Below are 11,007 nucleotides of genomic sequence, written 5' to 3'. Positions count from 1 at the left end.
CTTCGACCCGGCGGCGGTCCGGCGCCCCGGCCGCGCCGCCGGGCTGCTCGCCATGGAGGAGCGGGCCGCCGCGCTCGGCGGCACCGCCACCGTCGCCTCCGCCCCCGGGCGGGGCACCGAGGTCGTCCTGCGGATCCCGCTCGGGACCCCGTGCGACGGGCGGGGGGACGGCCGTGGCTGAGCGCCGCACCCGCATCCTGGTCGCCGACGACCACGCCCTGCTGCGCGAGGCGGTGTGCGAGCTGCTGTGCGCCGAGGCGGACTTCGAGGTGGTCGCCCGGACCGGGGACGCCGAGACGGCCGTCCGGCTGGTCGTCGAGCACCGCCCGGACGTGGCCCTGCTCGACATCCGGATGCCGCACAACGAGGACCCGGCCGCCACCGTGCGCCGGATGCTCGGCCGCCACCCCGGGCTGCGGATCGTCGTGGTCAGCGCGGACGACGACCCCAGGACGGTGGGCGAACTGGTCGCCGCCGGGGCGTGCGGCTACGTCCACAAGAGCGCCTCCTGGCAGACCATGACCGCGGCGGTGCGCCAGAGCGGCGACCCCGGGCGGGCGGTGGTCACCCTCTCGCTGCCCGCGGGCCGGCCGGCGCCGGAGGCCGGGGCGACGGGGTCAGCGGGGGGAGCGGGGGGAGCGGGGGAGGCGCGGCTGTCGGCCCGGGAGGTCGAGGTCCTGGCGCTGGTGGCGGACGCCCTGAGCAATCGGCAGATCGGGGCCCGGCTGGGCATCACCGAGGGCACCGTCAAGCGCCACCTGCGGAACCTGTTCGAGAAGCTCGGTGCCGTCTCGCGCATCGACGCGGTCAACAAGGCCGTCGCCGCGGGCCTGGTGCGGCCCCGCCGGACGGCCGCCTGAGCATTCCCCCGGGAATTCCCGACGGCTCTCCGCCGGGAGTTCCCGGGGTTCTTCGCATTTCGGGTTCGTATACGAATTCAGCGAGGGAGGAGGGAGTGCGGGCACGGCATGTCACCAAAGAGGCAGCCGGTGGCACGCAAGGGGAATACCGGCGGCGGGGCGGCGAAACCTAGGCTCGAGGAGTCGGGAGAACCGAAGAGAACATTCCTCAGGGAGGGGAAAGAGAAAATGCCGGATTCCGTTTCGAAAAGGCCCGCCGTCAGCCTGGTCACCGTACTGCTCGCCGCACTGCTGCTGCCGCTCTCACTGACCGGTGCCTCGGTCGCCATGCCGGGGGTGGCCGCCGACTTCCACAGCGGCCTCGACGCCAACCAGTGGATCGTCAACGGCTACGACCTCACCTTTGCCGGGTTCATGCTCGCCTGCGGCGCCTTCGCCGACCGCTTCGGCCGCCGCCGGATCCTGCTGCTGGGCACGCTGCTCTTCGCCGGGTGCTCGCTGCTCTCGGCGGCCTCCGGGAACATCGCCCTGCTGGACGCCTCCCGGGCCGCCGCGGGTGTCGGCGCCGCCGCCATGCTCACCGCCGGCAGCGCCACCCTGGCGCACGTCTTCGAGGGCGCCGCCCGGGCCAGGGCCTTCGCCGTCTTCGGCACCACGGTGGGCGTCGGCGCGGCCTTCGGGCCCTTCGTCGCCGGGGCGCTGTCCACCGCCTACGGCTGGCGCCCGGTCTTCCTGGTGCCCGGCCTGGCCGGCCTCGTCGTGCTGGCCCTGGCCGCCTGGCTGCCCGAGTCCCGCGACCCGCAGGCCCACCGGGTGGACTGGGCCGGGACGGTCACCTTCAGCGGCGCACTGAGCGCCCTGATCGCGGCCCTGATCGAAGGCTCCCAGCTGGGCTGGGCCTCCCCGTTCAACCTCGCCGCCTACGCCGCCTTCGCCGTCCTGCTCACCGCCTTCGTCGCCGTCGAGCGGCGGCAGGCCCGCCCGATGTTCGACCTCGGCCTGTTCCGCCAGCCGCAGTTCGTCTCGCTCTGCGTCGGCGTGGTCGCCCTCGTCCTCGGCTTCACCCCGTTGCTGGTCTACCTGCCCAGCTACCTGACCGCCGTCAACGGCCAGAGCACCCTGCACGCCGGTGTCGACCTGATGATGCTGACCGTGCCGACCGTGGTCCTCCCGCTGGTCGCCGGCTACCTGCTGCGCTGGGTGCCGCTGCGGCACCTGGTCACCGCCTCCGTGGGCCTGACCGCCGTCGGCGCGGCCTGGCTCACCGTCCTGCACCCCGGCATCGGCAACTGGGCCGCCTGCGCCCCCTACGCCGTCGTCGGCGCCGGGATCGGCATCTCCCTCGGCGTCATGGACGGCGCGGCGGTCTCCAGCGTCGACCCGGCCCGGGCGGGCATGGCGGCGGGCATGTTCAACACCATGCGCCTGGCGGGCGAGGCCGTCGGCATCGCCGTGGTCGGCTCGCTGCTGGTCAACTTCACCCGGGCCGACCTGGGGCACCGGCTGGACTCCTTCGGCGGGCCCTACGGCCACAACCCGGACGCGCTGGCCGACGTCCTGAACCAGGGCCAACTGGCCGCCCCCGAGGCCACCGTCCCGGAGGGCGCCCGCGGGGCCTTCCACACCGTCGCCACCTCCGCGTACACCAGTGGCCTGCACCACACGCTGTGGGTGGTCGCCGCGTTCTGCGCCGCCGCCACCGTCCTGGTCGCCGTGGTCGGTGCCAAGCAGCGGGCCGGTGATGCCGTCGTCGGCGCTGCTGGCGGCGGTACCGCTGACGGCGGTGGCGTCGACGGTGGTGGCGCGGTCGGTGCCGAAGCCCGGCCCGAGCCGGTGGCCGTCCCGGTCTGAGGCCGGCGCCGCCCGCCCCCGACCCACCCGCCCCCGACCCGCTCCCGCCGACCCGCTCCCGCCGACCCGCTCCCGGCTCCACTGCCGGGGCGGGTTGACGGCGCGTGAGCCGGGTCACGGGGGGCGCGTGAGCCGGGTCACGGGAGGGGCGGTCCGGGTGGCCGGGCGGCTGCGGTGCGTGGCCGGGGGGAGAGCGGGGTCACAGCGGCGGGCGGTGGCCGGGGTCACACGGGGGTCGGCGGCCCGGAGGGCGGCCGGAGCCCCGAAAGCCTTGGCAGCACTGGCCGGAGCCCAAGAACCCCGGATCGGGGGGAGGTTGGGCGCCCCTGTGGCCTTCTTCACAGGCGGGCCGGAATACGGGGGGCTCGGAGGGGTGAACTCCCTTGTCGCACAAGGGAATCCGGGATGTGAAGGAGTTGTGGAGGGCGCATGTCGGGATGTTTGCCGCGCCGTTGGGGCTCCGGCAGTCTCGTGGTTGTGCCCCGAGCCGATCCGAGTGCTCACGGGGCTGACACGACGCAGCGGACCGCGAGACCAGCGCGGCGCATGCGTCCCCCGGTGAGCACGGAGCCGCCGGGCCGGCCGTCCCGGGCCGAGGAACCCGCACCGAGCGGGAGTCCCGCATGTCCACCCGGGCTCGGCGTGACCTGGAACGACTCTCGGAGGTACCCGAAATGCGACGCATCAAGCACAACCTCGGCCGACTCCCGCAGGTGCGGATGGGCCACCACCGCATGCCCGACGCCGTCCTCGGCCTCGGCCTGGCCGGAGCCATCGCGGTGGGCACCCTGCTGCCCATCTCCCAGGCGATCGCCTCCCCCTCGTCCGACCGCGCCGACACCGCCGCGGTCGCCGCCGCTGGCACCCAGGACGCCAACCGCGACGGTGACCAGGCCGCCTCCCGCAGCGAGGACCGCGAGCCCGTCCAGCAGGACCAGGGTCAGCAGAACCAGGACCAGGGCCAGCAGGACCAGCAGCAGGCCCAGCAGGACCAGGCCCAGCAGCAGGCCCAGCAGGCCGAGCAGCAGAAGCAGGCCGCGGAGCAGCAGGCCGAGCAGGAGAAGCAGGCAGCCGAGCAGAAGGCCCAGCAGGAGAAGCAGGCCGCCGAGCAGAAGGCGAAGGACGAGCAGGCCGCCGCCTCCGCGAAGAAGACCTACCCGAACAACCTGGACGGCTGGATCGAGGAGGCCCGCGACGTGCTGGCCGCCAACGGGCAGCACGTCCCGTCCGCGAAGGCGATGCGCGCCGCCGCGATCGCCGAGTCCTCCGGCAACCCGAACGCCCAGAACAACTGGGACTCGAACGCCAAGAAGGGCACCCCGTCGATCGGCCTGACCCAGGTGATCATGCCGACCTTCAAGGCGTACGCGCTGCCCGGCCACACGGACATCCGCAACCCCGTCGACAACCTGGTCGCCAGCTCGCGCTACTGCGACGCCCGCTACGGCAACATGGACAACATGGCCGCCGCCCGCGGCTACGGCTCCCACTGGCGCGGCTACTAGGAGCCTGTCCTCCGCAGCCGCTTCCCGGCCCCCTCGGTGCACCGCGCCGCAGGGGGCCGCGGTGCGTCCGGCGGGGTGCTCGGCGGGGTGCTCGGGCGGGGGGTCAGTCGACCCGCTGGGGGGTGCCGGTGGCGGCCGAGCGTTCGAGGGCGGCGAGCAGGCGGTGGTGGGCCGCGGCGGCGTGGAAGTCCGGTGCGGGGGCGCGGTGCCGGGCGAGCGCGGTGGCGAACTCCCGGTAGCCGGCGGCGACGTTGGCGACCGGGCCGTCGGCGGGGTCGAAGGGGACGGTGCGGTAGTGCGCGGGGACGGGGGCGGGCTCGCCGTCGATCCGGATCTCCCAGTCGGTCCAGTGCGGGTAGCTGCCGGGACGGGGGGCGGTGGCGGTCAGGGTGCCGTCGGTGCCCACCAGCCGGAGCAGGAAGCCGTCCGGGCTCCCGCTGCCGCCGTGCACGGTGACGGAGGCGACGGCGCCGTTCGCCAGGGTGCCGAGCAGCAGTACCTGGGAGGGTGCGCCGCCGCCGGGGACGCTCCCTCCGGTGCCGGTGACCTCGACGCGCTCGTGGGCGTGCGGGACGCGGGCGGTGACCTCGGTCAGCGGGCCGGTGATCCGCAGCAGGGCGGCCAGGAAGTGCCCGGCCATGATGGTCAGCAGCGTGGTGCCGCCGGCCGGGTCGGTGGACCAGGCCAGCTCCGGGGGGATCCGCGGGCCGCCCAGCGGGTCGCCCGCGGCGACCAGGACGGCGGCCTGGAGGCGGCCGATCCGTCCGGCGGCGAGCAGGTCGGCGACGTACCGGACGTCCGGCGAGTGCACTCCCTGGAGGTTCACGGCGTGCGCGACCCCGGCCGCGGCGGCCTCCCGGGCGAGCTGCTCGGCCTCGGCGGCGTCCACGCCCAGCGGCCACTCGGACAGCACGTGCTTGCCCGCGGCCAGCGCGGCCCGGATCACCGCCGCGTGCCCGGCGGCCCGGACCGACACCACCACCAGGTCGACCTCGGGGTGCTCGGCGAGCTCGGCGGCGTCGGTGAAGGCCAGCGGGACGCCGTGGGCGGCGGCGACCCGGTCGGCGCCGGCCCGGTTGGTGGTGGCGACCGCGGTCACCTCGAAGTCGTCCAGCCCGGCGAGCGCGGGCAGGTGCGAGGAGTCGGCCCAGCCGCTCGCGCCGACGATTCCGACCTTGATCATGGTGCCCCCACGGGTTCGCGCCTAGTTTCTAACCGATCGGTTAGAAAATAGGCGGCGGGTCGACGGGGGGTCAAGGGGTAACGTGCCGACCGGTGGGGAACCGAGGGCCGAACAGCAGGAGGTACGGCATGCCAGGCGGTCGCCCGCGCGGCTTCGATCCGCGCACCGCGCTCGACCGGGCGCTCGAAGTCTTCCGGCGGCAGGGGTACGAGGGCACCTCGCTGACCGACCTGACCGCCGCGATGGGCATCAACCGCAACAGCCTCTACGCCACCTTCGGCAACAAGGAGCAGCTGTTCCAGCAGGCCCTCGACCGCTACGCGGCCGGCCCCGGCGCCTTCGCCGCCGAGGCGTTGGAGGAACCGACGGCGCGGGCCGTCGTCGCACGGACGCTGTACGGCGCCGTCGAACTGACCTGCGGCGCGCACGCCCCGGCCGGCTGCCTGAGCGTCAACACCGTGCACGCCTGCGGCCCGGAGTCGGAGCCGGTCCGCGCCGGGGTGGTCGCCCGGCGGGCGGCCGGGGAGGACGCCCTGCGCCGCCGCCTCGAGCGGGCCCCCGACCTGCCGCCCGGCCACGACCCGGCCACCCTGGCCCGGCTGGTGCACACCCTTACCGACGGCATCGCCGTGCAGGCGGCGAGCGGGCACGACCGCGAGCAGCTGCTCGGGGTCGCGGAGCTGGCGCTGCGCGCGCTGTTCCCGGCGCAGGACGACTGAAGGGCGCTGAAGCGCGGGACGCCGGGCGGCGGGGCCGGGGCCTTTTGGAGGTTCGTACAGGCGGGTTCCGGAATCGCGGGGCGCCGGTTGTGGTGATCTTCAGGATTCCGGCGTGGGCTGGCTCGGAGCGGGGGATTGAACGAGAATCGAACGTTGGGTGTGCGCGGCTCGACCGCGTCGCGCCGGAACGTTTCTCCCCAGCCAGAGAGCCCCTTCATGCGCTTCCTGAACGACCTCAAGCCCGCGTACGACCTCACGTACGACGACGTCTTCATGGTCCCCAGCCGTTCCGCGGTGGGCTCCCGGCAGGGTGTCGATCTGTCCTCCCAGGACGGGACGGGCACCACCATCCCGCTGGTGGTGGCGAACATGACCGCCATCGCCGGACGGCGGATGGCCGAGACGGTGGCCCGGCGCGGCGGACTGGTCGCGATCCCGCAGGACATCCCGATCGAGGTCGTCTCCGAGGTGATCGGCTGGGTCAAGCAGCGCCACCTGGTGCACGACACCGCGCTGACCCTCGCCCCCGGCGACACCGTCGCGGACGCGCTGTCGCTGCTGCCGAAGCGGGCGCACGGGGCGCTGGTCGTGGTCGAGGGCGGCAAGCCCGTCGGCGTGGTCACCGAGAGCGACTGCCAGGGGGTGGACCGGTTCACCAGCCTGTCCGAGGTGATGTCCCGCGACCTGCTGCTGCTGGACGAGGGCATCGACCCGCGCACCGCCTTCGACCGGCTCAACGAGGCGCACCGCAAGCTCGCCCCCGTGGTTGCCGCCGACGGCACCCTGGTCGGCATCCTGACCAGGAAGAACGCGCTGCGCGCCACCCTCTACACCCCCGCCGTCGACGACGCCGGCCGACTGCGGATCGCCGCCACCGTCGGCATCAACGGCGACGTGGCCGGCCGCGCCAAGTCGCTGCTGGAGGCCGGGGCGGACGTGCTGGTGGTCGACACCGCGCACGGCCACCAGGAGTCGATGGTCAGCGCGCTGCGCGCGGTGCGCGGGCTCGACCCGCGGGTGCCGATCGTCGCGGGCAACGTGGTCTCCGCCGCCGGCGTGCGCGACCTGGTCGAGGCGGGCGCGGACATCCTCAAGGTCGGCGTCGGCCCCGGCGCGATGTGCACCACCCGGATGATGACCGGCGTCGGCCGCCCGCAGTTCTCCGCCGTCCTGGAGTGCGCCGCCGAGGCCCGCCGCCTCGGCAAGCACGTCTGGGCCGACGGCGGCGTGCGCCACCCGCGCGACGTGGCGATGGCGCTGGCCGCCGGCGCCTCCAACGTGATGGTCGGCTCCTGGTTCGCCGGCACCCTGGAGTCGCCCGGCGACCTGCAGACCACCGCCGACGGCCGCCAGTACAAGGAGAGCTTCGGCATGGCCTCGGCCCGCGCCGTGCGCAACCGCACCTCCGACGAGTCGGCCTACGACCGCGCCCGCAAGGGCCTGTTCGAGGAGGGCATCTCCACCTCCCGGATGTTCATCGACCCGGCCCGCCCCGGCGTCGAGGACCTGATCGACTCGATCGTCGCGGGCGTCCGCTCCTCCTGCACCTACGCGGGCGCGGCCAGCCTGGAGGAGTTCCACGACAAGGCGATCGTCGGCGTGCAGAGCGCGGCCGGCTACGCCGAGGGCAAGCCGCTGCACTCCAGCTGGGCCTGACGGCGGTCCGTTCCCCCGCCGGGCGCCGGCCCGTCTCCCCCGTCGGGTGCGGTTCGTCCCCCGCCGGGTGTGGTTCGTCCCCCGTCGGGTGCCGGGTCAGCGGACCGGCGGGGGTTGCTGGGCGACCGTGACGGTGCTGACCGTCCGCCCGTCGGCGCAGTGGACGTGCACCCAGCCCTGTGCGAACTCCCGCAGGTCGTCCCGCTCGCCGCGGTGCTGCGGCAGCCCGAACGGGACGTCCCCGCGGGCGGGTTCGGCGGGCATCCCGTCGACGAAGGCGGCGAGGCGTTCGGCCCGGTGGCCGCGGTCGCCGATCACCACCTCGGCGACCAGGCCGCGCCGCACCGACAGGCGCACCCCCGGCAGAGCCCGCACCGACCCGGCCAGCGGGTGCGACTCCGGGAGGCCCAGCACGTCCAGGAACAGCGTGAACTCGCCGGAGCGCCAGCGGTGGACGCTTCGCGGGACGGTGACCCCGCGCGGCACCGCCGTCACCGTGACCGGCGCCGCCGCCGGGTGCGCGGAGTCGAACTCGGCGCCGTACTTGACCAGCAGGTCACGGGCGCCGTAGCGGTGCAGGTCGGTGCCCGCGTGGCTGTCCGACGGCGCGCCCAGCAGCCGGTGGACCTCCGCGCGGGAGCCGGGCAGCAGGCCGGACGCGGGCAGCCGGACGCCCAGCACCCCGCCCTCCCCGGTCCACACCTCCGCGCCGCCGTCGAACGCGAGCAGCCGCCACGACCGGCCGGACGAGGACGCCCAGCGCCGGTGCGCGCCGCCCGCCAGACGGGCCGCCTCCCGGAAGGCCGCGCCGCCCTCCGGCTCGCCGAGCACGGCGAGCAGTGCCCCGACCGGCCCCTTCGGCGGCGGCACCGGGGCCGGGCGCTCCAGGGCGATGGTGGCCAGGCCGCCGTCGACGTACCCGAGCCGGACGCGGTCGCCCTCGACGGCGTGCACGTCGCCGTCCGCCCCGTCCGCCCCGACCGGCTCGCCCAGCACCGCGCGGGCCCGCGCGCGGTCGCTACCCGGGCCGAGGCCGCCGATCAGCGCGGCGGGGCGGGGGTGGGCGCCCTCGCCGGTCAGGCGGAACACCGGGGCGCCGGGGGCGGTGGCTCCGGTGGCTCCGGTGGCGCTGGTGGTGCCGGGGGCCAGCAGGCGGGCGGCGGTGGCCGGGGCGCTGTCCGCCGGTTCGCCCAACGCGTCGACGTGCCACCAGAGTTCGCCCTCGAAGCGGGGCGGCAGCATTCGCTCCCTGGCCGGGTACCAGCGCTCCGGGCGCCAGGACGCGCCGCCCGGGTGGAACAGCAGCAGGTCGTCGTGCGCGCCCCGCCAGCACTCGCCCTCGAACGACCCCAGCCCCTCGCCGGCCAGCGCCGCCGCGTACTGCCCGTCCGTCAGCGCGAACAGGGCGTCCGCGGAGCCGTGGCCGACCTGCTGGTCGACGCCCACCCAGGCACGGCCGGTCGACACCTCGACGCCGGTGCTCGGCCGCCGGACCACCTGCACGAAGCACCGCCCGTCCGGCCCGCGGTGCCCGTCGTCCTTCTTGCGCTTCGCCATCGCCGTGCCCCGTCCTGTGCCGCCCGGCGCCGGTGCCGCCGGGGGTCCCATCATCGGGCACGGGACCGTCAGGGGGCGCCGGGCGGGGCGGGCCAGGGGCGTTCGGCCGGCGCGCAGTGATGGCAGCGGGCCACCGCGCCGTCGTGGTCGTACCACCGGTGGGCCCCGCAGTCCTCACGGCCCTCGGCGGCGACGCCGCGGTCGAGCAGGAATCGGGGCAGGTGGCGGCGCAGGCGGGTGCGCAGGCGGTAGCGGCCGGGGCGGGTCATGGGCGGGAGGCCAGCGGCTGCCCGGACCGGTGCGGAGACCACTTACCGGTCCGGTCCGGTCCGGTCGGATCGTCCGGGCGGATCGTGCGGGCGGGGCGTCAGTTCGGGCTGAGCGGGGTGAGCAGGGCGCGGCTGACCATGCCGACCGAGCCGGAGAGGGCGTCGGCGACCAGCGCGCGGGCGGGCGGGACGCGGCGCAGCTCCCACAGGGCCAGCACGGAGGCCCAGGCGGCGTCCCGGGCCCGGTCGATGCTCCAGACCGAGAGCACGTGCAGCAGCGAGCCGCCGGCCGGGACGGGCAGCAGGGACTCGCGGACCTGCGCCTCGACCCGGGCGAGCAGGGCGTTGACGCGCAGGTAGTCGGCGTGCAGCCGGTCCGGGGTGCGGCCGGTCAGGCGGCAGGTGTCCAGGACGGCGAGCGGGAGGTCGTTCTCGATGTGGGCGTTCATCCCGGCCAGGGCGAACTGGAGCGGGTGGACGTCCGGGGCGGCGCGCAGTTCGAACAGCGGGCGCCAGCAGGCGGCGGGGCGGCGTCCGGCGAGGTCGTCGTCGACGGCGGCCAGGTAGCGGGCGGCGAAGACGGCGTCCAGCTCGGCCATGGCCGCCGGGTCCTCGAAGTAGGCGGTGGCGAGCTGCTCGCGGACCAGCCGGGTGACGGCCAGGTACATCGCGTTGAACACGGCGACGCCGTCGCCGGGCGGCAGTTCGGCGGCCAGTCGCTCCATCCGGTCGACCACCTGGTCCACCGTCAGTACCGGTGCGGTCATGCGGGCCCTCCTGCGGTGCGGGTGATGGTCGTATCAGCGGGCGGTGTGCTGATACGCCATCACTGTGGCAGCGGGGCCGGGCGGAGCCAAGGTGCCACACGGCGGCCGGGACGGCGGCGGAGGGAGGGGGCCGGGGCCGCCCCGGTGGATCGCACAAATACTGCATATGCGGATGTGCAGCATTTCCGGGCGGACGGGGGAAATGGTGCGGTTCGATCGGCGGCGAAGCGCCCGCTTTGCCGCGATGGCCGGTTCTGCAATCGACCCGAAACGGAATTGCGAATTTCTCTTTTGCTTTCCATTGACCCCGAACGAGTTTCTCTTGGTACGCTGCCCCGCCATTTTCCACCGTCGGCCAGCTGATTCAGGGTCGGACGAAAGGGGAGCACATCGTGCCAGGAGCACAGGGATTGACGGGCCGTCAATCCGGAGGACCACCGTCCCGCCGCCGAACGCCGACCGCTTTCGCGGTCACCGCCGGACTGGTCGTCTCGCTGTTGTTGCCGCTTTCGGCGACGGCCGCCGCGGTGGGGCCGGACTGGTCGCGGAAGTGGTCGCCGCCGAACACGCCGGTGGCGAGGACGAAATCGGTGGACGGCAAGGACGCGGCGGCGCAGGCGGCGGTGCTGCCGGCCCACCC

The 11,007-nt window shown here is 75.1% G+C and carries 10 protein-coding genes and 1 pseudogene; 6 read left to right on the top strand and 5 right to left on the bottom strand.

Features of this window, described 5'->3' with window-relative positions; genetic code table 11:
* The 4 genes and pseudogenes from ACFUEL_RS25450 to ACFUEL_RS25435 all read left to right on the top strand — a co-directional run.
* Positions 1-181, top strand: a pseudogene (locus tag ACFUEL_RS25450) (hypothetical protein); the annotation flags it as partial.
* Entirely contained in the window at positions 174-860 is a 687-nt protein-coding gene (locus ACFUEL_RS25445; RefSeq protein WP_380239078.1) for a response regulator transcription factor, read from the top strand. The pseudogene ACFUEL_RS25450 and the gene ACFUEL_RS25445, both read left to right, overlap by 8 nt.
* Positions 861-1,088: 228 nt before the next feature.
* Positions 1,089-2,711: an MFS transporter gene (locus ACFUEL_RS25440; RefSeq protein ID WP_380239077.1), complete on the top strand. Its 1,623-nt coding sequence runs from the start codon at positions 1,089-1,091 to the stop codon at positions 2,709-2,711.
* A 674-nt stretch (positions 2,712-3,385) separates the two neighbouring features.
* Entirely contained in the window at positions 3,386-4,216 is an 831-nt protein-coding gene (locus ACFUEL_RS25435) for a transglycosylase SLT domain-containing protein (protein ID WP_380239076.1), read from the top strand.
* A gap of 103 nt (positions 4,217-4,319) precedes the next feature.
* On the opposite strand, the gene ACFUEL_RS25430 is transcribed toward ACFUEL_RS25435, so the two are convergent.
* On the bottom strand, positions 4,320-5,399 hold the full coding sequence (locus ACFUEL_RS25430; protein ID WP_380239075.1) for a Gfo/Idh/MocA family protein: 1,080 nt from the start codon (positions 5,397-5,399) through the stop codon (positions 4,320-4,322).
* A 128-nt stretch (positions 5,400-5,527) separates the two neighbouring features.
* On the opposite strand from ACFUEL_RS25430, the gene ACFUEL_RS25425 reads away from it, so the two are divergent.
* Both ACFUEL_RS25425 and ACFUEL_RS25420 read left to right on the top strand, forming a co-directional pair.
* Positions 5,528-6,118 carry a TetR/AcrR family transcriptional regulator gene (locus tag ACFUEL_RS25425; RefSeq protein ID WP_380239074.1) on the top strand — a complete coding sequence of 197 codons (591 nt, stop codon included), beginning with the start codon at positions 5,528-5,530 and terminating at the stop codon, positions 6,116-6,118.
* 216 nt (positions 6,119-6,334) lie between these two features.
* Positions 6,335-7,774, top strand: a complete 1,440-nt coding sequence (locus tag ACFUEL_RS25420) for a GuaB1 family IMP dehydrogenase-related protein (protein WP_380239073.1) — start codon at positions 6,335-6,337, stop codon at positions 7,772-7,774.
* 96 nt (positions 7,775-7,870) lie between these two features.
* On the opposite strand, the gene ACFUEL_RS25415 is transcribed toward ACFUEL_RS25420, so the two are convergent.
* The 4 genes from ACFUEL_RS25415 to ACFUEL_RS25400 all read right to left on the bottom strand — a co-directional run.
* Positions 7,871-9,331 carry a hypothetical protein gene (locus ACFUEL_RS25415; protein WP_380239072.1) on the bottom strand — a complete coding sequence of 487 codons (1,461 nt, stop codon included), beginning with the start codon at positions 9,329-9,331 and terminating at the stop codon, positions 7,871-7,873.
* A gap of 68 nt (positions 9,332-9,399) precedes the next feature.
* Positions 9,400-9,600 carry a hypothetical protein gene (locus tag ACFUEL_RS25410; protein WP_380239071.1) on the bottom strand — a complete coding sequence of 67 codons (201 nt, stop codon included), beginning with the start codon at positions 9,598-9,600 and terminating at the stop codon, positions 9,400-9,402.
* 98 nt (positions 9,601-9,698) lie between these two features.
* On the bottom strand, positions 9,699-10,367 hold the full coding sequence (locus tag ACFUEL_RS25405) for a DUF5995 family protein (protein WP_380239070.1): 669 nt from the start codon (positions 10,365-10,367) through the stop codon (positions 9,699-9,701).
* Positions 10,368-10,788: 421 nt separating this feature from the next.
* Positions 10,789-11,007: hypothetical protein (locus ACFUEL_RS25400; protein WP_380239069.1), on the bottom strand; the 219-nt coding region annotated here is incomplete at its 5' end.

Origin of the sequence: Kitasatospora sp. NPDC057198 (genome assembly GCF_042670125.1) — a bacterium.
GTDB lineage: Bacteria > Actinomycetota > Actinomycetes > Streptomycetales > Streptomycetaceae > Kitasatospora.
This window is presented reverse-complemented; position numbering and strand designations above follow the sequence as displayed.

Bases quoted from the DNA above. Each gene is read 5' to 3' on its own strand.
- ACFUEL_RS25440 (WP_380239077.1), top strand. From the start codon at position 1,089: ATGCCGGATTCCGTTTCGAAAAGGCCCGCCGTCAGCCTGGTCACCGTA.
- ACFUEL_RS25435 (WP_380239076.1), top strand. From the start codon at position 3,386: ATGCGACGCATCAAGCACAACCTCGGCCGACTCCCGCAGGTGCGGATG.
- ACFUEL_RS25430 (WP_380239075.1), bottom strand. From the start codon at position 5,399: ATGATCAAGGTCGGAATCGTCGGCGCGAGCGGCTGGGCCGACTCCTCG.
- ACFUEL_RS25425 (WP_380239074.1), top strand. From the start codon at position 5,528: ATGCCAGGCGGTCGCCCGCGCGGCTTCGATCCGCGCACCGCGCTCGAC.
- ACFUEL_RS25420 (WP_380239073.1), top strand. From the start codon at position 6,335: ATGCGCTTCCTGAACGACCTCAAGCCCGCGTACGACCTCACGTACGAC.
- ACFUEL_RS25415 (WP_380239072.1), bottom strand. From the start codon at position 9,331: ATGGCGAAGCGCAAGAAGGACGACGGGCACCGCGGGCCGGACGGGCGG.
- ACFUEL_RS25410 (WP_380239071.1), bottom strand. From the start codon at position 9,600: ATGACCCGCCCCGGCCGCTACCGCCTGCGCACCCGCCTGCGCCGCCAC.
- ACFUEL_RS25405 (WP_380239070.1), bottom strand. From the start codon at position 10,367: ATGACCGCACCGGTACTGACGGTGGACCAGGTGGTCGACCGGATGGAG.